The organism is Leminorella grimontii ATCC 33999 = DSM 5078 (assembly GCF_000439085.1).
GTDB classification, from domain to species: Bacteria; Pseudomonadota; Gammaproteobacteria; order Enterobacterales; family Enterobacteriaceae; genus Leminorella; species Leminorella grimontii.
This window is the reverse complement of sequence record NZ_AUUA01000001.1, coordinates 163547-188671: the sequence shown is the minus strand read 5'-3', so window position 1 is coordinate 188671 and position 25125 is coordinate 163547. Positions and strand designations below refer to the sequence as shown.

The following is a 25125-nucleotide window of genomic DNA, read 5'->3' as shown; positions in this document are numbered from 1 at the left end:
CTCCTTATCGTTGGTATCAATACAGTGACGCATGGTTGTCTTCGATATGTTTCTTATCGAGACGGCCAAACATCTTGATGTAGCTCCAAAGCGTATAGATAAGTACGATCGGAACGAACACCAGCGCTACAAACGTCATCACGGTCAGCGTCAGGTGGCTGGAAGTCGCATCCCACATCGTCAGGCTGACGTTCGGGTTAATGCTTGACGGCATAATGAACGGGAACATGGTGATCCCAGCCGTAAAGATAACGCACGCCATCGTCAGCGATGAGAACAGGAACGCCATGCCGCCGCTGTTCATGCGGGAAGCAATGATGGTCAGAAGCGGAAGTACAACGCCCAAAGCGGGGATAGCCCACAGGATGGGATAGCTGTTGTAATTCGCCAGCCAAGCGCCTGCCTGATGAGCGACTTCCTTATTGATCGGGTTAGACGGCGCGGTGTGATCCAGTACCGACGTCACCACATAGCCATCCATATAGTAAACCACCCAAACGCCCGCCGCAGCGAAGGCCACCAGCACTACCAACGCACAGATTTGCGTTGCGGCGCGGGCGCGCAGGCGAAGCTCTGCGGTCGTCTTCATCTGCAGCCACGCGGCGCCTTGAGTAATCAACATCATCAGGCTAACGATGCCGGCAATCAGGGCAAACGGGTTAAGCAGCTGGAAGAAGTTACCTTCATAGCTCAAGTGCGACATGCTGTTCATGGTGAACGGCACGCCCTGCAGCAAGTTGCCGAACGCCACGCCGAAAACCAGCGCAGGAACGAAGCTGCCGAGGAAAATGCCGTAATCCCATAGGGTGCGCCAGCGCGAATCGTCGATCTTTCCGCGATAGTCAAAGCCTACCGGGCGGAAGAACAATGACGCCAGCACCAGAATCATCGCAACGTAGAAGCCGGAGAACGCGGCCGCATACGCCTGTGGCCAGGCGGCAAACAGCGCGCCGCCGGCGGTGATGAGCCATACCTGGTTTCCGTCCCAGTGCGGCGCAATGCTGTTGATCATGATGCGGCGCTCGGTATTGGTTTTACCGATGATAGGAACCAGAATACCCACGCCCATATCAAAACCGTCAGTAATGGCAAAGCCAACCAGCAGCACGCCGACCAGCAGCCACCAGATAAATCGTAGTGTATCGTAATCTAACATGACTGGACTCCTGTTTACCGTGCGTCTTGCGCTAATGCCGCGCTGCTCTGTTCAAAATGGTAGCGTCCGGTTTTCAGGCTGCTCGGCCCCAAACGCGCATATTTAAACATCAGATACATTTCAGCGATTAAGAACAGCGTATACAGTCCGCAAATCAGGATGATTGAGAACCAGAGGTCGCCGGTGGTCAACGCTGACGTCGCTGCGCCGATGGGCAGAACGTCCGCAATGGCCCAAGGTTGACGACCGTATTCGGCGACAAACCACCCTGCTTCACAGGCAATCCACGGCAGCGGAATACCATACATCGCCAGACGTAGCAGCCAAGGCTTCTCGCCGATGCGGTTTTTCAGCACGTGGTAGACCGAGAACAGAACAATGATAAGCATCAGGAAGCCGCAGCCTACCATCAGACGGAAAGAGTAATACAGCGGAGCGACTTCAGGAATAGTGCTCTGAGCGGCCGCCTTGATTTCATCTTCCGTCGCGTTATTCATGTCTTTGGCATGCGTGCTCAACAGGATGCCGTAGCCCAGATCTTTCTTACTCTGCTCAAACGCGCTGCGCACCGTCGGGTCGGTATTGCCGGAACGCAGCTTCTCCAACATCTGGTAGGCGGTTATGCCGTTACGAACGCGCTGCTCGTTCTCTACCAACAGATCTTTAATACCGGTAATTTCGGTATCCAGAGAGCGAGTCGCGATGATGCCGAGAGCATAAGGGATTTCGATCGAGTAGTGGTTCGTCATTGCTTTCTGATCGGGAATACTGATCAGGTTGAAGTTGGCGGGCGCCTGCTGCGTATCCCACTCGGCTTCAATGGCCGCCAGCTTCACGCGCTGCACGTCGCCCAGTTCGCGACCGGACTCATCCCCTAACAGGATAACGGACAGCGTGGCCGCAAGGCCAAAGCAGGCTGCGATAGCAAACGAACGCTTGGCGAAAGGCAAATCGCGCTTTTTCAGCAGATAGAACGCGCTGACGCCCAAAATGAACATGGAGCCCGTTACATAACCAGCAGAGACGGTATGAACAAACTTCACCTGCGCAACCGGGTTAAGCACCAGTTCGGCGAAGCTGACCATTTCCATACGCATGGTTTCAAAATTGAACTCCGAGGCGACCGGGTTTTGCATCCAGCCGTTGGCCACAAGGATCCACAGCGCGGACAGGTTGGAACCCAACGCCACGAACCAGGTCACCGCCAGGTGCTGAACCTTGCTTAAACGATCCCATCCGAAGAAGAACAGGCCGACCAGCGTAGACTCCAGGAAGAACGCCATCAGGCCTTCAATGGCGAGCGGGGCGCCAAAAATATCTCCCACGTAGTGGGAGTAGTAAGACCAGTTGGTGCCAAACTGGAATTCCATGGTTAAGCCGGTGGCCACGCCCAGCGCAAAGTTAATACCGAATAACTTGCCCCAGAACCTGGTCATATCTTTATAGATTTGCTTACCCGTCAGCACATACACCGACTCCATGACTGCCAGCAAAAACGCCATACCCAGCGTTAGCGGAACAAACAGGAAGTGGTACATTGCCGTCAGGGCAAACTGTAATCGTGATAGTTCGACGATATCAAACATCTTGACTCCTTGCTCCTCAGGAAGACCCCGGACGCGCTTTGATAGCCACTTAACGCGCCGTTCGCTTTACCCCCAATTACTCACCAATGGTGAATGCCTTAAAATTCTTTTTCTATCAGCTACAAGCAAAGTTTGCCGCATTAACTCTCTTTTAGTATACGCCATGCGCCAAACGTTGCTTCCCACACAGAACAAGCGGCGCAAGCCGCCCGTATCCGAATACCACACATTGAATATTACGCTTCTAATCCCCTACAATAAATAGGTATTTTATATAAAAATCAGAATTGTGAACTCAAATCAAAATTGGTATATCGCATAAAAGAATCAAAATTGATGTAAAACAATTTCAGCCAATTACACCATAAATTAAGGAATTTTCAATTCTCTTAAACTGCTATTTTAACTCATCCTCAGCAAATATAACTCTCTTTACTTCAATTGAAACAATTAATTCATAAAAATAAATACAATTATTTAACATTTAATTATGTTTATTAACTGGAAAAAGAGAAAAATAGAGAATGCTGAGACGAAAAGCAGGCTCAGGCCGTTGAATACAGCCTCTCCTCGCATCAGGCCGCTGCGGTTTACATCACATTCAATAAGTTGTTTGTTTTTTAAACGAAGCAATCCGGATGGGAATAAAGTAGAAAATAGTTGAGTAATTTAGTCAGAAATAGAATGAGCTAAAGGCGTTAGATAAAATACCCACAATAATAAGTTTAATATCAATGAACGCTGAAAAAAGTTCGGGCGCATACGTCACAGCGTGACGAACGCGCCCGAAGAAATAACCGCCAATGGCTATCGCAAAGGCGGATTAAGCTTCATTAGTTGACGTCGGCCGAAGCCCTCTTAGCGCCACAGGATTTCCCCGCCAGCGCCTTTTTCACCGCGTCGCCGATATCGGCCAGGCTGCGCACGGTGTAAACGCCGGCGGCTTCCAGCGCGGCGAACTTCTCGTCCGCCGTCCCCTTCCCGCCTGCGATAATCGCGCCCGCATGCCCCATGCGCTTACCCTTCGGCGCCGTAACGCCGGCAATGTAGCCAACCACGGGCTTCGTGACGTGGTGCTTGATGTAGTGGGCCGCCTCTTCTTCAGCAGAGCCGCCAATCTCGCCAATCATCACGATGGCTTCTGTTTGCGGGTCCTGCTCAAACAGCTTAAGGATGTCGATAAAGCTGGAACCGGCGATAGGATCGCCACCGATACCCACGCAGGTGGACTGTCCCAGGCCCGCGTCGGTGGTTTGCTTGACGGCCTCATAGGTCAGCGTCCCTGAGCGGGAAACAATGCCGACGTTGCCGGGCTTATGAATATTCCCCGGCATGATGCCGATCTTACAGGCGCCCGGCGTTATCACGCCCGGGCAGTTCGGCCCGATCATCCGCACGCCCATTTGGTCAAGCTTTACCTTAACCGTCAGCATGTCCAGCACCGGGATGCCTTCGGTAATGCAAATAATCAGCTTGATGCCCGCATCGGCGGCCTCAATGATGGAGTCTTTGCAAAACGGCGCGGGGACGTAGATAACCGAAGCCGTCGCGCCGGTAGCCTCAACGGCTTCGCGCACGGTATTGAACACCGGTAGCCCTAAGTGCTCCGTACCGCCCTTACCGGGCGTGACGCCGCCAACCATCTTTGTGCCGTACTCCAGCGCCTGCTCTGAGTGAAACGTACCCTGGCTGCCGGTAAAGCCCTGGCAAATGACCTTGGTATCTTTATCTATCAGAATGGACATTAGCTTCTCTCCCCGGCGGCAAGCGCCACCGCACGTTGGGCCGCATCGGTCAGGCTTGACGCGCCGACGATATTCAGGCCGCTCTCGCTTAGCGTCTTGACGCCAAGCTCCGCGTTATTCCCTTCCAGCCGAACGATGACCGGAACCGTAACACCCACATCCTCAACCGCGCTGATGATGCCGTCTGCAATCAGGTCGCAGCGCACGATGCCGCCAAAAATGTTGACCAGCACCGCTTTGACCTTTTCATCGGAAAGAATGATTTTAAACGCTTCGCTCACGCGCTCTTTGGTTGCGCCGCCGCCAACGTCAAGGAAGTTGGCCGGAGAGCCGCCGTGCAGCTTAACGATGTCCATCGTTCCCATCGCCAGCCCCGCGCCGTTCACCATACAGCCGATGTTGCCGTCCAGCGCGACATAGTTAAGCTCCCACTGGGCAGCGTGCTCTTCTCGGGCGTCTTCTTGGGAAGGATCGTGCATCGCCCGAAGCTCCGGCTGGCGATACAGCGCGTTAGCGTCAATATTCAGCTTGCCGTCCAGGCAGATGAGATCGCCCGATTTGGTAACGACCAGCGGGTTTATCTCCACCAGCGAAAGGTCGCACTCCAGGAATAGCTTGCCCAGCGAGACGAAAATCTGGCTGAACTGATTAATTTGCTTGCCGCTCAGGCCCAGCTTGAACGCCAGCTCGCGCCCCTGATACGGCATCGGCCCTACCAGCGGATCGAGGGCGACCTTATGAATAAGGTGCGGGGTTTCGTGAGCGACTTTCTCAATTTCTACCCCGCCCTCCGTCGAAGCCATAAATACGACCCGACGAGAAGCGCGATCGACAACGGCGCCCAGATAAAGCTCCTGTCCGATATCGGTTGCCGCCTCAACGAGGATTTGTTCTACAGGCAGGCCTTCCGGCACGGTTTGGTAGGTCGCCAAGCGCTGGCCGAACCAACGTTGAGTAAAGCCGAGTATGTCTTCCTGGCTTTTCGCCAACATTACGCCGCCGGACTTACCGCGTCCGCCCGCGTGGACCTGACATTTTAAAACCCAAGGCGCTGCGCCGAGCTTTTCGGCCGCCTCAAGCGCTTCTTGAGCGTTTTTGCAGGCATATCCGGCAGGCACCGGTAGCCCATACCGAGCAAAAAGCTGTTTTGCCTGATATTCATGTAGGTTCATGTGTTCTTTCCAAGTCGGTGTGATTAAAGAACAACGTATTTCGGCGTTCGGGCCGTCGTTCCATCCAGACTGACGGCCGATGCAAAAACACACTCATTATGATAGGTACTCTCATTCCCGGGGAGGAAACGTTTCCTATCGTATATCTCAGCGTTGCCACATAGCCGCCGCCAGCGGCGGCTATGTCCGTTGCCTGACGTTTAGAGTCAGAGCGCTACACGTCCAAAAGCAGGCGCGTAGGGTCTTCCAGCAGGTCTTTTACCGCTACCAGGAAGCTCACCGATTCACGACCGTCAATCAGACGGTGATCGTAAGAGAGCGCCAGATACATCATCGGCAAAATCACTACCTGTCCGTCCACCGCCATCGGGCGATCCTTGATGGCATGCATTCCCAGGATCGCGCTTTGCGGCGGGTTAATAATCGGCGTGGACATCAGCGAACCGAACACCCCACCGTTGGTAATCGTAAAGTTACCGCCGCTGAGATCTTCCACGGTCAGCTTACCGTCGCGCCCTTTCACGGCGAGATCTTTAATATTTTTTTCGATATCCGCCATGCTCAGCGCGTCGACGTCGCGCAACACCGGCGTCACCAGGCCGCGCGGCGTAGAAACCGCAATGCTGATATCAAAATAGTTGTGATAGACCACGTCGTCGCCATCGATAGAGGCGTTGATTTCAGGGAAACGTTTAAGCGCTTCAACCACCGCCTTCAGGTAGAACGACATGAAGCCCAGGCGCACGCCGTGGCGCTTTTCAAACGCGTCGCCGTACTGCTTGCGCAGATCCATCACCGGCTTCATGTTCACTTCATTAAAGGTCGTGAGCATGGCCGTGTTGTTTTTCGCTTCCAGCAGGCGTTCAGCGATACGCTTGCGCAGACGCGTCATCGGCACGCGCTTTTCGCTGCGGTGAGAAAGCGGCGCGCTGGCGGCGGCCTGAGGCTTTTTAGCCTCCGGCGCGGGAGCCGCGGCAGGCTTGGCGTTCGCCTGCTGGGCCAGATGCTGATTGACGTCCTCTCGGACGATGCGCCCGCCGACGCCGGTGCCCTTAATGGCGTTCGGGTCAAGGCCGTGCTCGGCGATCAGGCGGCGCACCGCCGGGCTGAGCGCGTCGTTGCTGCCCTCTTCCAGACTGGCGGTCTGGCGCTGCGCCGGCGTAGACTCGGTGGCCTGCGGCGCTTCGGTGATCTGATGACCGGTAATATCCGCCGGGCGCAGGCGCCCAAGCAGCTGGCGAGAGGTTACCGTAGCGCCTTCGTCTTCAAGAATGGCGTCCAGAACGCCAGCCTCCAGCGCGGGAACTTCCAGCACCACTTTATCGGTTTCAATTTCAACCAACACTTCATCGCGCTCAACGCTATCGCCTGGTTTCTTGTGCCACGTAGCGACGGTCGCATCAGCAACAGATTCAGGAAGGTCCGGAACGAGAATATCTATGCTACTCATTATTTGTCCTTATTCATTTTACGTTAAGCGCGTCTTCGACTAATTGCTTTTGCTGTTCCTGGTGTACCGACGTATAGCCTACCGCCGGTGAAGCGGACGCCGGACGACCTGCATACTTCAGTACGGCGCCCTTCGGCATCACCTCGCGGAAATGGTGCTGGCTGCAGTACCAGGCGCCCTGATTCTGCGGCTCTTCCTGACACCAGACGAAATCCTTCACGTGAGCGTAGTCGTGCAGCGCGTTCAAAACCGCCTGCTGCGGGAAAGGATAGAGCTGTTCGATTCGTACAATAGCGACGTTGGTCTGGCCGTTGGCGCGGCGCTGTTCCAGCAGGTCATAGTAGACTTTACCGGAACACAGAACGACGCGTTTAACTTTTTTCGCATTCAGATTGTCAACTTCACCGATAGCCGGCAGGAAGCTTCCGTTAGCCAGCTCGTCCAGCGTCGAAATCGCCGACGGATGGCGCAGCAGCGACTTAGGCGACATGACGATAAGCGGACGACGCATTCCCCGCAGCGCCTGACGGCGCAGCATGTGGTAAACCTGCGCCGGCGTGGAAGGCACGCAAACCTGGATGTTCTGTTCCGCGCACAGCTGGAGATAGCGCTCCAGGCGCGCCGAAGAGTGCTCGGGCCCTTGGCCTTCGTAGCCGTGCGGCAGCAGCATAACCAGACCGCACATCCGGCCCCACTTCTGCTCGCCGGAGCTGATGAACTGGTCAATAACCACCTGAGCGCCGTTGGCAAAGTCGCCGAACTGCGCTTCCCAGATGGTTAGCGTGCGCGGATCCGCCGTCGCATAGCCGTATTCAAAGGCTAATACGCCCGCCTCCGTCAGCACGGAGTCCCAAACCTGGAACCCACTTTGAGCGCTATGGATGTTGGCTAAAGGAATATAATAGGAACCATCTTTCTGATTATGAACCACTGAGTGGCGATGGAAGAAAGTCCCCCGACCGGAATCCTCGCCGGAAATGCGCACCGGCGTATTTTCATCCACCAGCGTCGCGTAGGCCAGGTTTTCCGCAGCGCCCCAGTCAAACGGCTTTTCGCCTTCCGCCATCAGCGCGCGGTCGTCATAAATCTTAGCCACCCTAGGATGCAGCTCGATGCCTTCAGGGATCTGCGTAATACGACGAGCTAAATCCTGAAGGCGCTTGATGTCCACCGCGTTCGGATAGGCTTCATCCCACTCGTGGTTCAGATACGGCGCCCACGACAGGTTCTGCGTATTGAGCGGACGCCACTCTTCCACCACGCAGTCGCCGCGATCCAGCGCATCGCGATAGACGTTCACCATTTCGGTAACCTCTTCCGCAGAGGCCGCCTTCCCTTCAATCAGGCGATCGGCATAGACTTTACGCGGCGTCGGATGCTTTTTGATTTTGGTGTACATCATCGGCTGAGTCGCGCTCGGCTCATCGGCCTCGTTATGGCCGTGACGGCGATAGCACAGCAGGTCGATCATCACGTCCCGCTTGAAGGTATTGCGATAGTCCAAAGCCAGGCGCGTAATAAAGGCTACCGCTTCCGGGTCGTCTGCGTTGACGTGGAAAATCGGCGCCTGAATCATCTTGGCGATGTCGGTACAGTACTCCGTAGAACGCACGTCCTGCGGATAAGAGGTAGTGAAGCCAATCTGGTTGTTAATGACGATACGCACCGTGCCGCCCACTTCATAAGCGCGCACCTGAGACATGTTCAGCGTTTCCTGAACGATGCCCTGGCCAATAACCGCCGCGTCGCCGTGGATGGTAATCGGCAACACCCGGTTGCTTTCGCCTAATCCAGCCGCTTCCAGACGATCGCGGCGGGCGCGCACGGAGCCGATAACGACGGGACTGACGATCTCCAGGTGAGAAGGGTTAAACGCCAGCGTCAGGTGAACCTGATTGCCCTCGGTTTCAAAGTCGGAGGAGAAGCCTTGGTGGTACTTCACGTCGCCGGTGCCGAGGTGCTCTTTATGAATGCCGGCAAATTCGTCAAACAGATCGCCAGGGCGCTTACCCAGCAGGTTGACCAAAACGTTGAGGCGGCCGCGGTGGGCCATGCCGAGCACGACCTCTTTAGCGCCACTGCGGGCGGCGTGGCGGACCATCTCTTTAAGCATCGGGATCAGCGCATCGCCGCCTTCCAGCGAGAAGCGCTTGGCGCCGGGATATTTGGCGCCAAGATAGCGCTCCAGGCCTTCCGCCGCCGTTAGCTCCTGCAAAAAGCGCTTCTTTTCTTCCAGGCTAAAATCGCCCTTACCGGATACCGACTCAAGGCGCTGTTGGATCCAGCGCTTTTCTTCGGTATTGGTGATGTGCATATATTCAGCGCCGATGGTATCGCAGTAGGTCTGCTTGAGCGCCTGATACAGGTCGGCCAGCTTCATGGTCTCTTTGCCGATGGCGTATGAACCCACGTTGAAGGTTTCCTGCATGTCCTCTTCGGTCAAATTGTGAAACGCGGGGTCGAGCTCTTGAACGGGCTCTTTATAGCGAAGCTTAATCGGATCGAGGTTGGCGTTTTGGTGGCCGCGAAAACGAAAGGCGTTAATCAACTGCAGGACTCTTACCTGCTTGGCGTCTTTTTCCGGATCGCTGACGCTGGACGTATAGCGCTTGGCGTCTTTAGCTAAGCGACGGAAATAGTCGCGAGTCGTAGAGTGAAACTGCTCGGGGCCGAGAACGTCAGCGGGCAGAGTGTCAAAAATTTTGCGCCAGCTGTCGTCAATAGAGTCAGGGTCCGTCAGATAGTCTTCATAGAGTTGTTCTATATAGGACTGGTTCGCACCAGCAAGATAGGAGGAGTCTAACCAAGACTTCAGTGCACCGTTCTGCATTATGACCTCTTAAGCATCATGCTTTAAGTATGTGCCGTCGCAGAATCAGCAGCGTCTTTAACATGTCGTTACGTAAAAACCACAATCCTTGATGGTAAATGATAAAAGATGCTGTCTGTTTCGCTTTATTCGGCACGGAAAACGTTCGCCGTGACTACATTCGCTTTTATTAATACCAGATAATTGCTTTCAATATAAGCCGTTACACGACAAAGGCTGCTGCTTTTCTCGCCATTCACCGTTCGTCGTGGTATTAAATAAATGAGGTATAACCCACATCAAACGCCTCAATGTAGCAACCTTCTTGCAACATTCCGGCTGGGATGCCCTTGAGTATAGAGCCTAATTTTACAAATACAATTCAAATAAAAACAGATTTATAACATTTTTGCCCAAATAGTGAGCACGATCACAATCGAGAAAAAACCATTAAAAACAATAAGTTTATGTGAAACGCATCATCTATATTGTTAATAAAATGATAACAAACCCCAAAATTGTAAAAAAAAAGTAAAATAAATCTTCACGATGGTCTAAATTTATGCAACTGTAATAGACATAAATGCACCAAATTATTCAGGATGCGTCGACGCGGCAGGCATGAGAGGGATAGCTTCGTAGGTAACGAACAAGCCCCGCCGGTGAAGAAACAGCCAGAATGGTGGGGTGCAAGAATGACAAGAAAGGCAATCACGGTTTTACATTGCCAGACTCCTTTGAACTGAATATATAACGGAGACAATCATGGCTGTAGAAAAAAAAGCGACGCTGGTTCTTGATGACGGCAGAAATATTGAGCTTCCTATCTTAAGTGGAACTCTGGGGGAAGACGTGCTGGACGTAAGAACTCTGGGCTCAAAGGGGCTGTTTACTTACGACCCGGGCTATCTGTCCACTGCGTCCTGCGAATCTCAAATCACCTTTATCGACGGTAACGAAGGGATTCTATTACACCGTGGTTTTCCCATTGCCCAACTGGCGAAAGAGTCTACCTATCTGGAGGTCTGCTACATCCTGCTGTACGGCGAAACCCCTACCGCAGAGCAGTTTGCTACCTTCAAAGATATCGTGACGCGCCATACGATGATCCATGAGCAGATCACCCGCCTGTTCCAAGGCTTCCGCCGCGACTCACACCCCATGGCGGTGCTGTGCGGCGTAACCGGCGCTCTGGCCGCGTTCTATCATGACTCGCTGGACGTTCACAACGAGCGCCACCGTGAAATCACCGCGTTCCGCCTGCTGTCGAAAATGCCGACCGTAGCGGCGATGTGCTACAAGTACTCCGTCGGCCAGCCGTTCATGTATCCGCGCAACGACCTCTCCTATGCGGGTAACTTCCTGCATATGATGTTCGCCACTCCGTGCGAAGACTACGTGGTTAACCCTATTATCGAGCGCGCCATGGACCGCATCTTCATCCTGCATGCCGATCACGAACAAAACGCCTCAACCTCGACGGTCAGAACCGCGGGCTCCTCCGGCGCTAACCCGTTTGCCTGCATCGCGGCCGGCATCGCTTCGCTGTGGGGGCCGGCGCACGGCGGCGCGAACGAAGCCTGCCTGAAGATGCTGGAAGAAATCGGCAGCGTAGAGCGCATTCCCGAATTTATCGCCAAGGCTAAAGATAAGGACGATCCGTTCCGTCTGATGGGCTTCGGCCACCGGGTGTATAAAAACTACGACCCGCGCGCCACCGTCATGCGCGAAACCTGCCATGAGGTTCTTCAGGAGCTCAAGCTTGATGACGAGCTGCTGGATATCGCCATGGAGCTGGAAAAAATCGCCCTTAGCGACCCGTACTTCATCGAGAAGAAGCTCTACCCGAACGTGGACTTCTACTCTGGCATCATCCTGAAGGCTATCGGCATTCCGACCTCTATGTTCACGGTTATCTTCGCCATCGCCCGCACTATAGGCTGGATCGCCCACTGGAACGAAATGTACGAAGACGGCGTTCGCATCGCCCGCCCCCGCCAGCGCTACATGGGCTATACCGAACGCGAGTTCCACAGCCAGCTGCCTAAGGCGAAAGAGTAGCTTTTCAGCATTGCTGCAACGTAAAAAGTCCGGGAAATCCCGGACTTTTTATTTTTCGCTACTCGTTGCCCCTTCCTTTTCCGCTCGATTTTCTTCGGATTCCTTTTCGTTTGCCTGGCTCCCTATATTGACAAACTTAATGCCATTAATTTAATATCATTAACTTAATGACATTAAATTAATTAAATGGGAATGCTCATGGCTCGCCCCAATAAAAGTGAACAAATCAACATCACGAAATGTTCTATTGAAGCTACTCTACGGCTGCTTGATACACATGAAGCATCAACAATTACGCTAGCGCAGGTAGCCGAGGAAGTCGGATGTAAAGCGCCGGCGCTTTACAACCACTTTTCTAATAAAGACGCCCTTATGTATGCCGTTCAGCAAAAGGGATTTCAGATATTGTTAAGTGAAAAACTGCGCATTGCCGTCTCGAACCAGCAGAGGCCGCTTGAGCGGCTGAGAGAAGGAGGAAAAGCCTATCTACGCTTCGCCTTTGCATATCCCAACCTGTATCGTCTCATGTTCTCCCCTACCACTTTTAGTGAAAGCGCCCAAAATCCATTCGACACTCCCCTTGGCTCAGAATGTCTGGAAACCTTACGTATTGCAGTTCAGGCATGTCAGGAGCAGGGATATTTAAAAGATAGGGATGCGGGCCACATTGCCTTTACCCTATGGTCCGCCATCCACGGATGCGCATGGCTCATACTTCAGGGGCAGGCCCCTCTTCTTTCAGAAAAAGACGTGGAATGCGAAGCGCTGGCGCTGGTTGACACAATGATGAGCTTTATTCATACGCTACGCCCCAACGCTTAGGAGCCACTATGCAGAAATCCTTTTTTCCAAAACGCCGCATTTTAATTGCTGTCGGATTAACTATTGCCGTCATTTTCATCTGGATAGCCTGCGCCATTCGCCAAACGGAACGAGACATTGCCATCCATGTGGATAGCGTTCGCAAAATAGCTATGGCTAACGACATACCGCCGGAACAATTTGCTGGACTGGCACATTTGCCAACGCCGGTGCAAAAATATCTACGCTTTGCCGTTCCTAATCCTCAATCCGCCTATCGCTTGGTAAACGCTGAACTTGAGGGGCAGTTTCGCCGCCCTTTAATGACTGAATTCAGCCCGACCAGCGCTAATTTAGTGGTGGCAATTGGCGAGCCGGCAATGCTCTTTTCCGCTAAGACATCAATGGAGCTTGGCTTATGGGCTAAGGCCTATGACTTTTTTGCTAACGGAAAAATGGAAATGCGGGCCAAGATCGCTTCAGCAATCGCCGTAGTGGACGAAAAAGAAACGCCTGAGCTAAACAGAACGTCTTTAAGACGCTGGCTTTTAGAAAGCCCGCTGTATCCGCTATCACTTTTTCCCGGAGGCCCGGTTCGTTGGGAATCGATTGACGACACTCGCGCCAGAGCTATCGTTTCTGGTTTCGGTATGGAAACGTCGCTTATCGCAACGTTTCGACCGGATGGAAGCCTGGAAGCGTTTTTTTCCGAAGAAGATGGCGATCTTACTACTCCCTATCACGGGTCAGGTGAATACGCCCTGCGCAACGACTATCGTCTGGTGCAAGGAATGATGATCCCCCATTCATTTGAAATTGCCCGCGCGTCTAAAGGGCAACGCTATCCATTTTGGCGAGGAAAAATACGCGCTATAACGTTTGAATAGCTGAAGTCAGGCCTCATGATGCATTCCATGAGGCCTGAGAAGCGTTATTCGCTATTGCGCTGATGGCGATGGCGGTGATAACCGTCCACCATGCTTCTAAACGTCTGGGTCGGCGTATCGCCGGTCGTACAGAGATAGAAGTGGCCGCAGATAAACAGCAGGCCGGCGATGGCCAGTACTAGATGCGCCTTAAGCATCCAATAGCCGTTGCCTACAATATCAGGGAATAGGCACAGCAGGCCGGTTAGCAGCAGCAGCGGCACCAGCAGATACATCACGCCAACGTACGCCAGCTGTTGCAGAGGATTAAATTTCCCCTGCGCCGTTGCCGGGAACGGATGACTTTCCCCTTTCATGATGCCAAATAGATAAAAGCGCGCCTGCCGCAGGCTGCGTTCGACAAGCCCGGCGCTTCGGATCCGGTAATGAACGCCGTTGCCGCCAATCATGTTGATAACCACAAAGCCAATCCAGAACGCCAGCAGCAGATAGCCGCAAATTTCATGCAGCGCGACCTGAGCCGCAACGTTGCCAATGGAGAAGTGGTTAAACAAACCACTGACCAGCAGCAAAATAAACAGCAGCGCGTTCCCCCAGTGCCAAAAGCGAACGGCCTTTGAGTAAAGATAGGTTTTCTCTTCTACGCCGCCGCTCGTTGACTTGGGCGCAAGCCAACAGCGCATCAGACCGTGCAGCGCGAGTACCGCCAACAGGCCGACCACCAGCATGCCGGCGATGATTAACCACGCGGGCCAGTAGTCTGGCGTATAGTGGAGTTCGGCTCCCCATAAGCTGTTCATGCTTTATCCCCCTGATGGATCTCTTTACGACGGAATAACGCCGGTTTCCCCACGTTTTCCAAGTGATACTGATAGGCGCCGTGTTGGGAAATCCACTGCTTGATTGCGGGCTCATCGGCACGGCCAAAGCGCAGCGCGTCCGTCGGGCAGACGCTGACGCAGGCCGGCTCAAGCCCTTGGGCAAGGCGCGTATCGGCGCAGAAGTTGCACTTGTCGGCCACGTGAGTTTGCGGATTCAGATAGCGTACGTGATAAGGACAGGCCGCAACGCAGTAGTCGCAGCCCAGGCACTTTTTGGCGTCGACGCGAACGACGCCGTTTTCATCTCTCCAGGATGCGCCGGTCGGGCACACGGAGATGCACGGCGCGTCTTCACAGTGCTGGCAGGAAACGCGGAAAAACTGAAAGTGCATTGCGCCCGCGCCCTCTTCCGGCCCCCGAATTTGGACCTGAAGCCGGCTGTAGCCTTCGGGGATATCGTTCATCGTTTTACAGGCGACGGTGCAGGCCTGGCAGCCGATGCAGCGCTTTTCGTCGTGCAGCATGACGTAATGATTATTGCTCATCTCTCTTTCTCCTTAGCCACGACTCAGCTGAACGCCCGCGGTGTGAACGTTGGTGCCGCAAACCGGGCTCGTTTCGTGAGGCAACAGGTTGCCGCAGTGTACGCCGTGGGTGGTGGCAGCGGTTTTAGCCCCCGCCTTGGCGCCAAAGCCCATATAGACAAACAGCGTGTCCGGGCGGATGGCTGGAGTAACCAACGCCGTGCCCTTTTCTTTACCAATCTTGTTGCTTAGCCAGACCACGTCGCCGGTCTTGATCCCCTTCTCTTTTGCCGTTTGAGGGTGGATCCACACCGGGTTGTCCCACATGAGCTCCGACAGCATCGGGACGTACTGCGTCGCGCCGTTGGTATGAACGGCCACCTTGCCCTGAATAAAGTAAAGTTCGCCGTCCTCCTTTAGCGGGAACTGGCGGTAAAGCGGCGCGCCAAAGCCTTCGGCCAGGCCCTCGAGCGTTTCGGAATAGAGCTCAATCAAACCGCTGGGCGACTTGAACTTCAGCTCGTCGCCAAAGGTGCCGTCGGCGGACAGCCCCGCAGCCGCCTTTGGATAAGCCTTAACGAACGCGCTGACGGAATCCGGTTCACGCAGCAGCAGAGGAATGCCGTAGGAGAGATAGCCGGTTTGATGAATTTTCTTGTAGAGATCCTCGTCCCCCTTGGCCTGGAACAGTTGGCGGGTCGCCATATCCTTCCAGGGGAAGTATTTCTCTAACCCCAGAGCGCTCCCCAGCTCCTGCCAAATTTGCCAGCTTGGCTTGGCGTTGCCAATCGGCTTAACCACCTGCTGGCGCACGGCGTAGGCCGGATTCAGGCCTGATACGTCGGAAATTTCCTCATCCCGTTCCAGATAGGTGCACTCGGGCAGCAGGTAGTCGGCGTAGGCGGCGCTTTCGCTCAAATAGACGTCGCAGCTGACCACCAGCTCCAGCTTTTCTATGGTTTTAACTAACTCCGGACGGCAGGAGACGGTTTGCAGCGGGTTATGGCGAGACATCATCCACGCCTTAACCGCATAGGGCTTTTCCGTTTCAACGGCGTCGATGATGCTCTGAACGATGCCGCCGCCTTTGTTGATGTATTTAAACTCGGGCCGAGTCGCGTCTATTCGCTTGGCCTCAATCTTCGGCATGTCTTTTACGCCGGGCTTCGCCAGCGTCGGCGCGACGGCCTCTCCGGCCAGCTTGTTATACTTCTCTGCCCCCTTCTTCTGATACATCCCGCCGCGGCGCTCGATGCAGCCCAACAGCGCGTTCATGGTGAAAATCATCCGACGCATGTCGAGCTCTTCTTTGTTATAGGTCGCTCTATGCCCAGGGTTAACGATGACATGGGGCGCCGCAGCGGCGATTTCACGCGCAACGCGGCGAATCACGTCGGCAGAAATGTCCGAATGCTTTTCGGCCCACTCCGGCGTGGTGTCTTTAAGCGACGCCGACAGCCGATCGAAGCCGACCGTGTAACGTTCGATAAACGCCTTGTCGTACAGGTTTTCTTCAATCAATACGTGACACATCGCCTGAAGCACGGGCAAATCGCCGCCCGGCCGGATCGCGTGCCACTCGTCGGCCTTGCTGGAAAACACCGACAGTCTGGGATCGAAGCTGACGACTTTGGCGCCGTTCTCCTGCGCCATCATCATTTCGTGCGTATCGGCGACTTCAATACCCTCGTAGAGGTTGTGGCCGAAGGCCACCATATAGCGGGTATTTTCGATATCCATCGCCAAATCGCCGCCCATCATGACCTGAGCGGCAATGGCTTTCCCCGCCGGGCAAGTCGTTGCATGAGTAAAGGTATTGGGAGAGCCAAATGCGCTCGCCAAATGGAATAAGTGGGAGGAAAGCGATCCTGACTTAGAGGAAAATACAACGCTTTCAGGCCCGAAGGCCTTCTTTATCGCATTAAGCTTTTCCGCTATTTCTTTATAGGCCTGCTCCCAGGTGATGACTTCCCACTCTCCGGCGCCTCTAGGCCCCTTGCGCTTCATCGGTTGAACGATCCGCGCCGGATCGTTAATCAGGCTGACGCCGCTGCCGCCCCGCGCGCACACTCGGGAGCCCTGATGCTCCGCGTGGGTATTCCCCTGAATAAAAACGGTTTTATTGTTAATGACCTGAGCCTCTATCGGGCAGCGAAACGAACACATTTCACACAGGCTCGGCGTTAAGCTGCTCTTCCCATCCAACATCTCGGGCTTTTGGAGCGCCAGCGCCCCCGGAGCAAAGCTGCCGATGGCGTACCCGGCACAGCCTACGCCAACGCTTTTGATAAAATCACGACGATTAATGCTCACACATCCTCCGACTATTTTTGTTATTCGGATAATCATAAAGAGTTATGTTCGTGATTTTGTTGACCGGTTCGACAGTTTCACTGATAAATTACGCAGGAAACCATATATAGAAAGAGTTAATATTACTAAATTGGATAATAATGTGGTTAATATGTTAAATGTTAATATCATTCACTAATATGATCGTGTCGCATCGAATTGGCTAAAAGGGCGGTATAAGCAGGTTGATGAGCTTAAGGCAGGTGAAGCAAGGAGCGCGACTACTTCAAATATACGGCGCAGCTACCGGGCCGAAGGCCCTCAATACAAGTTTGCTTTGAGTGCGCAGATAGCAGTATCACGAACAACACCAGCAATGATATTAACGGCCCTGCCACTATTTTCATGTAGTTACATATTTTCCTAGTAGACAAGTAAAATTTTTAACCTGTCACTCATCCCTCAGGATGATTTTTCGTTAACAGTCATGATGAAATTCAGGATGATATCGCCCTGGTTTTCATAAAAGTGGGGTACATCTGTTCTGGCTGTCGCGGAATAGCCGGCTTTCACTTGGAAAAAACTATCTTTCACTCCCAGCGTAAGCGTACCGGACTGCACATAAAGTAATTCCAGCGTTCCCAAAGGATGCCCTGACGAAGAAAATTTTTCCCCTGGCATCATTTCCCACATCCAGAGTTCAATCATATCCGGGCCCCCTGATCCAGCAAGAAGCCTGGCACTTCCCCCTTTTTCTCCCTTCCAGAGTTCAGGAATCTCAGTGTCTGCAATAATGTGGACATCCGGCTTTGTACTGACGTTGACAAAATCCGCAACTGATACCCCCATTGCAGCAGCAAGACGGCACAACAACGCAATACTGGGATTAGCCTTACATCCTTCAATCTCTACCAGCATACCTTTACTGATATTTGCTCTTCTGGATAGTTCATCAAGAGATAATTTTTTTTGCTTACGGTACTGCTTTATCCGGTGTGAAACAGCTTCGTTAACAGTATTAACATCTGCACCGGCATCGGTCACTAAATTGACTTTTTTGGTCATAGATCGCTATCATGAAATAAATTGGCCATTACAGGATTATCTCGTGTTCAAAGTCTCTCCGTCAATTGCCCCTGAGATCTATGGTATCGCTCCCGGCTTCCGGGCTCTCAGTATTTATGTACAGGCTGCTCCTGTAATCAACCCACGTGTTGGGGAAATGGCTCTGAAAACAGCCTGTAAAGCGGTAATTACTGATTCTCCGCAATGGGCTGAAGCCCATCTGACTGCGTGGGCAGAAGTATTTCAGAGATTTGGCGCCAAGCCAAAACGAACGCCCTGCTCAGCAGATGCACTGCGTAAGCGAGTTCTTCGCGATGGCACAATGCCGACTCTCGACCCGGTAGTGGATCTCTATAACGCCGTCAGCTTGTTTTATGCTGTTCCGGTTGGTGGTGAAAACATCTCTGCCTATCAGGGGTCACCACGTTTAATTCTGGCAAAAGGTACAGAACCTTTTGATACCGTAAAAGAAGGTGCTCCTGCTGTTGAATATCCTCCGCAAGGCGAAGTTATCTGGTGTGATGATCACGGAGTGACCTGCCGTCGATGGAACTGGCGACAGGGATTCAGAACTCGCTTAAGCGTGGACGCCCAGGAAATGTGGTTCATTCTGGAGAGTCTGCCGCAGATGCCACTGGAGAAGCTCCATGAAGCCGGGAAGATGCTAACCGCTGGCCTTGAAAAAATGATGCCGGGCCTATGGTTTGAAGTTTCTCTCATAGAAGAGTAATTCTAATAATATCATTCAGGAGAAACAGTATGTTCACTGGCTTGTCCGCTTTTCCGTTAACCCCAGTCACCTCCAGTGGTGTAGATGAACAGGGATTCAGTAAGATTCTAAACCGTCTTGCGGCAGCTCATATTGATTCTATTGGTATTCTAGGTTCAACCGGAAGCTACGCGTACCTGACCCGAGAACAACGCAATCGCATCGCTACTCTGGCGAAACAACTTACTGGAGATATCCCTGTGATGGTGTGTGTAGGGGCGGTTAGTACCGATGCCATCCTGCATCTGGTAGATGATGCGCAAACAGCAGGTGCGGATGCTCTGTTGCTTCCAGTCGTCAGCTACCAGTCACTCCGCGATGAAGAGGTCTTCGCACTTTTTGAGACGGTGACCCGGCACGTGTCTGTACCGGTTTGTGTCTATGATAATCCAGGCACTACTCATTTTACCTTTACAGATGAACTGCATGGTCTTCTCTCATCACTAGGTGGGATTCATTCCGTTAAGATCCCGGGCGTCCCTGATAGCCCGACATCTGCTACTGAGCGGGTAGATGCACTACGCAGACATCTTCGCCCAGGAGTGACAATCGGTATCAGTGGCGATGCTTATGCCGGACTGGGATTAAATGCAGGCTGTGAAGTCTGGTACTCCGTGTGCGGTGGCTTGTTCCCGGAAACAGCAAAACAGATCACAGAGGCAGCAGCAGCACACGATCATGCCCGCGTTACTGCATTGACGACTCGGCTGGAACCGTTGTGGGCGCTGTTCCGTAAACATGGCGGAAGCATTAGGGTTATCGCTGCTGCTGCAGGTGTACTTGGACTCACTGATACAGATTGCCTGCCTCGACCTTTACAACCGTTAACATCAGACGATATCACAGAGATTTCCCGTGTCATTACAGCACTGGAACTAAAATAACTCCCCACAGGACCGGCAGTCTGCCGGTTCTGTCGAAACTTGACCGTGTTAAGGATAACGCAACATCAATCATATTATTTTCATCGTTCACCCCGAATAGAAAAGTATATTTTCTGGTTCCGTACAGGAACAGGGTTTCCTCTCAGCCATAATCTTAGTGTTTCATTTGTCAGTTCACTTAATGACGAGTAAAAAGGGTGGTTTGCATGTATGGTCAGGCAATGGAGATAATGAAACGCCCACGGAAGAAGGTGAAAAGACATTAGTTCACTTAGTCCAGTTTCATCATTCTGATCTGCAAGCCACGAACCCAGCAGTAAAAGCAACCCCAGATGGTCTTCAGGTTCAGCATCCTTGCGGGGATATGCAATACCTTTAACATCCATCCAGTTACGAAGCTCATATGTTGAGTATCCAAAATTCACACAATCTTTATCAAGCCATACTGACCCCCAGGGTGGAACTATAAGCGTTCCCGGACCAATGAAAAGGCGGTTGTATGCTGCATCCCGAGTTTCCCCCTGATATTCCAAGCTGGAGGTTAAACGTGAGGCATATCTGTCTATACATTTATTTCTTTCTGGCCAGTCACATATCCAGTTGTGGGATGCAATAAAAGAAATAATCTCCCTGTTCCCCTCAGAACAAGGAGAGTAAAGAAAAAGGCTTCCTAAAATTCTGCCGCTATATTTTATCAAAGCCAATCTGTCAGCAATAGAAATTCCCATAGCTAGATTATCCTTACACTACACAAGCCCGACAGTAAAATGTAAACTATAAAAAATAAACCGACCGATTATTTCTCCAGAAAACACCATTATAAATGATAGAAAAAGCCAGCCAAAGTTCGAGAATACGCGCCTTGACGTCATAAAGAAAAATATAAATAAACCTGTAGTGATAAGAAAATATTTTAAAGTAACCAGCCATGGAAATTCTGGAAGGATTTCATTCCCGCGATGTAACGAGGTGCTTATAAGTGACAAATCATTCCATTGCAAAATGGTAATCATTAAACTTAAAAAAACAACCAGTACCATAAAAGAATGCAATACATTTTTTTTCAGTTCAATACCGCTGGAGAACAACAGAGCCACACCAAGAACGGGGCTTACTATTAAAGTCGTCATATAAAATGACAGCGGAGTAAAGACATTATTCCATGCAGGAATAGTTGGAACCGAAGAATATACTTTTGTTATCAAATACAAAAACAGCAGTCCGGAAATCACCGCGACCAAAGCAAAAACCTTTGCTATTTTCACAGGCAGTATATTCAGCCATGATGTTATCCACCATAAACCAGCAATACCAAAGAAAACAGAGCCCGCAGCAATTTCATTACTTAATGCAGAGTGCCCAATTCTGTTAAGAGAATTCAGAGCCCGCAATGGAGAACCCAAATGAAAAGTAGAGGCTGCAAAGGCAATAGACATCATTACCCACAGAAAAAACATTCTGGAAATAACGGTTTTTCTTACCTGATTATCATTAGTACTAAACCATCCATAAACTAAAATGATAAATGCACCTACAACACATTGACTCAGCACAGTAAAAAACACAAGGGGTAATTCATGCCATCCGTTACTCATTTTAAATTTCCTCAGGGTTTGCCAGATATCCAGTGCGATCATTCACCGGTCGGCTGTTTGCATTCGGTGTAATGACTAGACTGGGCTGGGTAAAATGCGATGATGGCAAAGGTGCAACTGCAGCTAACTGACCATATTTCTTTCTGAGTTCGTCTATAGGCCCCATATCAATTGCACGAAGCGGGCAGGACTCAACGCAGATTGGCTTTTTTCCCTGATGAATACGTGAATAGCAACCATCACATTTTGTCATATGTCCGAGTTCCTCGTTAAACTGCGGGGCACCATAAGGACAAGCCATGTGGCAGTATTTACACCCAATACAAATATCTTCATTGACAACAACAAAACCGTCTTCCCTTTTATGCATGGCTCCACTGGGGCAGACTTTTGTACAAGCAGGGTCGGCACAGTGATTGCAAGATATTGAAAGATAATACGTAAAAACATTATTATGGATACAGTCACCAGCCTCTTTGAACCATGAACCACCTGTATATTCATATATCCTTCGAAAATTAATATCGGCAGATAAATTTTTATAATCCTTGCATGCCAGTTCACAAGTTTTACAGCCAGTGCAGCGCTCACTGTTTATATAGAAACCATATTGAGTTAACATTTATTTATCCTTCGTATTTTATAATTTCAACAAGGTTTGTATGCTGAGCCGTACCTTTAGATAATGGCGATGTACGGTGGTTGGTTAGGGTATTAATACAAGAGCCATGGTCAAGTTTGTCCCCGTCCATATCGGCGTTATGCCATGCCCCTTCTCCCATAGCTGTGACGCCAGGCATGATCCTTGGAGTAACCTTAGCTTTTATCGTGAGCGCCCCCCTGGTATTAAATACCTTGACAGTATCCCCATGTCTGATATTCCTTTGTTCTGCATCGAGTGGGTTTATCCATATTTCCTGAGGGCAGGCGCTTTTGAGAACATCGATATTCCCATAGCTTGAATGTGCCCGACCCTTGAAATGAAATCCGGTCATCTGTAATGGGAATGATTTTCGCTCAGGAGCATCCCAACCATCAAAGGTTGATGCATAAACCGGAAGCGGACTGATTACCTCATCATCCATAAGTTCCCACTTCTGCGCTAACTCAGCTAGCCTTTCAGAATAAATTTCAATCTTACCTGATGGGGTTGATAAAGGGTTATTTACAGGATCTTCTCTGAATTCCTTAAAGGCAACCAAATGTCCCGCTGGATCTTTTTGTTTATAAATACCCATTTCCCTGAATTCTTTATAGGAGGGCAGTGAAGGATCATCAGTTCTCATCTTGGCATACAAGAACTCCAGCCATTGTTCCTGTGTCCGACCTTCTGTAAACTTCTGATAGATATCATTACCTAATCTTTTAGCAATTTCACTGACAGTCCAATAGATAGGCTTCCTCTCAAATTTAGCACTGGTTGCAGGCTGTACATGAATGATATACCCCATATTTCCGGCATATTCATTTGGCATAAAATCTTCCTGCTCAATACTCATAAGATCCGGTATTAAAATATCAGCGTATTTAGCAGAGGCTGTCATGAATATTTCAGAGACAACGATCATTTCACATTTGTTCTCATCAGAAAGAATTTCATGTGTCCGGTTAATATCGCCATGCTGGTTAATTAACATATTCCCGGCACGGTTCCATATAAATTTTATTGGAACGTCAAGCCTAGATTTACCACGTACCCCATCTTTTAATTCGGTCATTTCAGTACCATGATCAACCGCATCAGCCCATTTAAAGCAGGGAATACTAGTTGTAACCGGATTTTCAAAAACAGGTATGCGTTCAATCGGCATTATGTAAGAACTTTCACGAGAGCCACTGTTCCCACCATGAATACCAACATTCCCGGTAAGTATCGCCAGCATGGCGATAGCACGCGCATTGAGTTCGCCATTTGCCTGGCGTTGAGGCCCCCATCCCTGACAAATAAAGGCCGGTTTTGCGGCACCTATCTCGCGAGCAAGTTTAATAATTTTCTCGGCCGGAACAGAGGTTATTCCTTCTCCCCATTCAGGTGTCTTGGCCGTATTGTCCTCTCCGTAACCCAGTATATAAGCCTTATAGTGACCGTTGGGGGGGGCGCCATCCGGTAGCGTTTTCTCATCATAGCCAACACAATACCTATCCAGAAAGTTCTGGTCGACCAGGTTTTCAGTAATAAGTACCCATGCCAGACTGGCAGCCAGAGCAGCATCTGTACCGGGACGAATGGGGATCCATTCGTCCTCACGGCCTGCTGCAGTATCTGTGTATCGGGGGTCGATAACTATCATCTTAGCATTTGATTTTTCACGCGCCTGTTCAAGATAATACGTTACTCCACCTCCGCTCATCCTCGTCTCTGCTGGGTTATTACCAAACATCACCAAAAGTCGGGTATTCTCGACATCGGACATGCTGTTACCAATATCTTGGCCATAGGTATACTCCATAGCGGTATTTATTTGTCCGTTACTGTAGTCGCCGTGATAGCGAAGGAAACCACCGTAGCAATTCATCAGGCGGGCAAACAGGGAATCAAAAGGCTCAGAATAGGTTATGTTTCCACCAATGACGCCGGTAGAAAAGTTAAGATAGATTGCCTCGTTGCCATATTCTTTCTTCACTTTTTTTATTGATGACGCAATAGTATCCAGTGCCTCATCCCAACTAATACGTTCAAACTTTCCTTCCCCTCTTCTGCCGACTCTTTTCATCGGATATTTAAGACGATCAGGATGATTGATTCGCCGTCTGATTGAACGCCCTCTCAGGCAGGCCCTGACCTGGTGATTACCATACTCATCCAGGCCGGTATTATCTGTTTCCACCCAGTAAATCTCGTCATTCCTGACGTGAAAGCGCAATGCACATCTACTGCCACAGTTGACAGAACAAGCCCCCCAAACGACTTTGTCCAGACTTGCTGTTTGCTCAGTTGCTGCTCTGGCTGGTGAAAAACTGGTAAATGGCAAAAACACGTTACCTGCGATGGCAGCTAGGCCACATACAGTTGAATTCTTTATCAAGGTACGTCTTGAAGTATGTATCCTTTCTAGATATGAAGACATTTACACCCCTCTTTACAGCATAATCAGTTAGTTAGGTTGAAATCCAAACTCAAGAATAAATCTTAAAACAGCAGTTACGCTGCATCCTCTACTCTTTTGATGGTCAATATAATGATCAAAATAAGTTTTTATTTTGACTATGATCTATAAAAAGTCATTATAATGACTTTTTTGAACAATACGGTTGGATTCCCACAGCCTTTACAGTAAAAGAACAGCATTCATTTCATAAATAGTACAATATAATCAATATGTTGGAATGAATCAGTTTCAATAGTCTTGGGATTCTGCCTACAAGATGATTTCTGAGGGAATATGAATAACTTCTCTGGAGATGCTAACTGAAGATAAATATAATGGACTTTGTTATATTTACCCTCAGTTGAAAATCCAATTCAGTATTATTAATGTTAAAAAGGGGGAAATATCCCAAACCGGAA

The 25125-nt window shown here is 50.9% G+C and carries 19 protein-coding genes; 5 read left to right on the top strand and 14 right to left on the bottom strand.

Features of this window, described 5'->3' with window-relative positions; genetic code table 11:
• Positions 1-16: 16 nt before the first annotated feature.
• The 6 genes from cydB to sucA all read right to left on the bottom strand — a co-directional run bounded on the left by cydB (position 17) and on the right by sucA (position 9939).
• Positions 17-1156, bottom strand: a complete 1140-nt coding sequence (gene cydB / locus G544_RS0100910) for a cytochrome d ubiquinol oxidase subunit II (protein ID WP_027272845.1) — start codon at positions 1154-1156, stop codon at positions 17-19.
• A 14-nt stretch (positions 1157-1170) separates the two neighbouring features.
• Positions 1171-2742, bottom strand: a complete 1572-nt coding sequence (gene cydA / locus G544_RS0100905) for a cytochrome ubiquinol oxidase subunit I (protein WP_027272844.1) — start codon at positions 2740-2742, stop codon at positions 1171-1173.
• Between the two features lie 833 nt (positions 2743-3575).
• The gene (sucD, locus tag G544_RS19650) at positions 3576-4487 is read right to left on the bottom strand and encodes a succinate--CoA ligase subunit alpha (protein WP_051155514.1); all 912 of its coding nucleotides are present in this window, start codon (positions 4485-4487) and stop codon (positions 3576-3578) included.
• Entirely contained in the window at positions 4487-5659 is a 1173-nt protein-coding gene (sucC, locus tag G544_RS0100895; RefSeq protein WP_027272843.1) for an ADP-forming succinate--CoA ligase subunit beta, read from the bottom strand. The genes sucD and sucC overlap by 1 nt, the downstream gene beginning before the upstream one ends.
• Before the next feature lie 214 nt (positions 5660-5873).
• Complete coding sequence (gene odhB, locus G544_RS0100890; protein WP_027272842.1) at positions 5874-7109, bottom strand: 2-oxoglutarate dehydrogenase complex dihydrolipoyllysine-residue succinyltransferase; 1236 nt, start codon at positions 7107-7109, stop codon at positions 5874-5876.
• A 13-nt stretch (positions 7110-7122) separates the two neighbouring features.
• Positions 7123-9939, bottom strand: coding sequence for a 2-oxoglutarate dehydrogenase E1 component (gene sucA / locus G544_RS0100885; RefSeq protein WP_027272841.1), 2817 nt, complete (start codon positions 9937-9939; stop codon positions 7123-7125).
• A gap of 744 nt (positions 9940-10683) precedes the next feature.
• Here sucA and G544_RS0100880 point away from each other — a divergent pair.
• From G544_RS0100880 to G544_RS0100870, 3 genes are all read left to right on the top strand, one after another.
• The gene (locus G544_RS0100880) at positions 10684-11979 is read left to right on the top strand and encodes a citrate synthase (RefSeq protein WP_036023031.1); all 1296 of its coding nucleotides are present in this window, start codon (positions 10684-10686) and stop codon (positions 11977-11979) included.
• Positions 11980-12177: 198 nt separating this feature from the next.
• Positions 12178-12801 (top strand): TetR/AcrR family transcriptional regulator, encoded by a 624-nt coding sequence (locus tag G544_RS0100875; protein ID WP_027272839.1) that lies wholly within the window; start codon positions 12178-12180, stop codon positions 12799-12801.
• Positions 12802-12809: 8 nt separating this feature from the next.
• Positions 12810-13667 (top strand): DUF6920 family protein, encoded by an 858-nt coding sequence (locus G544_RS0100870; RefSeq protein WP_027272838.1) that lies wholly within the window; start codon positions 12810-12812, stop codon positions 13665-13667.
• Positions 13668-13711: 44 nt separating this feature from the next.
• Here G544_RS0100870 and phsC read toward each other — a convergent pair whose 3' ends face one another.
• The 4 genes from phsC to G544_RS0100850 form a co-directional block, all read right to left on the bottom strand.
• Complete coding sequence (phsC, locus tag G544_RS0100865) at positions 13712-14467, bottom strand: thiosulfate reductase cytochrome B subunit (protein ID WP_027272837.1); 756 nt, start codon at positions 14465-14467, stop codon at positions 13712-13714.
• Positions 14464-15033 (bottom strand): 4Fe-4S dicluster domain-containing protein, encoded by a 570-nt coding sequence (locus tag G544_RS0100860; RefSeq protein WP_027272836.1) that lies wholly within the window; start codon positions 15031-15033, stop codon positions 14464-14466. The genes phsC and G544_RS0100860 overlap by 4 nt, the downstream gene beginning before the upstream one ends.
• A 12-nt stretch (positions 15034-15045) precedes the next feature.
• Complete coding sequence (gene phsA, locus G544_RS0100855; protein WP_027272835.1) at positions 15046-17325, bottom strand: thiosulfate reductase PhsA; 2280 nt, start codon at positions 17323-17325, stop codon at positions 15046-15048.
• 441 nt (positions 17326-17766) lie between these two features.
• On the bottom strand, positions 17767-18369 hold the full coding sequence (locus G544_RS0100850) for a helix-turn-helix transcriptional regulator (RefSeq protein WP_027272834.1): 603 nt from the start codon (positions 18367-18369) through the stop codon (positions 17767-17769).
• A 43-nt stretch (positions 18370-18412) separates the two neighbouring features.
• Here G544_RS0100850 and G544_RS0100845 point away from each other — a divergent pair, with 43 nt between their 5' ends.
• Positions 18413-19099, top strand: coding sequence for a B3/B4 domain-containing protein (locus G544_RS0100845; protein WP_027272833.1), 687 nt, complete (start codon positions 18413-18415; stop codon positions 19097-19099).
• A 29-nt stretch (positions 19100-19128) separates the two neighbouring features.
• Positions 19129-20022 (top strand): dihydrodipicolinate synthase family protein, encoded by an 894-nt coding sequence (locus tag G544_RS0100840; RefSeq protein ID WP_027272832.1) that lies wholly within the window; start codon positions 19129-19131, stop codon positions 20020-20022.
• Between the two features lie 80 nt (positions 20023-20102).
• Here the strand turns inward: G544_RS0100840 and dmsD are convergent, their stop codons facing one another.
• The 4 genes from dmsD to G544_RS0100825 are packed head-to-tail and all read right to left on the bottom strand — an operon-like array spanning position 20103 to position 24685.
• Positions 20103-20750: a Tat proofreading chaperone DmsD gene (gene dmsD / locus G544_RS21500; RefSeq protein WP_071783220.1), complete on the bottom strand. Its 648-nt coding sequence runs from the start codon at positions 20748-20750 to the stop codon at positions 20103-20105.
• 18 nt (positions 20751-20768) lie between these two features.
• On the bottom strand, positions 20769-21617 hold the full coding sequence (locus G544_RS0100835) for a dimethyl sulfoxide reductase anchor subunit family protein (RefSeq protein ID WP_027272831.1): 849 nt from the start codon (positions 21615-21617) through the stop codon (positions 20769-20771).
• Position 21618: 1 nt separating this feature from the next.
• A complete protein-coding gene (locus tag G544_RS21495) occupies positions 21619-22239 on the bottom strand; it encodes a DMSO/selenate family reductase complex B subunit (RefSeq protein WP_071783218.1) in 621 nt (206 codons plus the stop codon).
• A 4-nt stretch (positions 22240-22243) separates the two neighbouring features.
• Positions 22244-24685, bottom strand: a complete 2442-nt coding sequence (locus G544_RS0100825) for a DmsA/YnfE/YnfF family dimethyl sulfoxide reductase (RefSeq protein ID WP_027272829.1) — start codon at positions 24683-24685, stop codon at positions 22244-22246.
• Between the last annotated feature and the right edge of the window lie 440 nt (positions 24686-25125).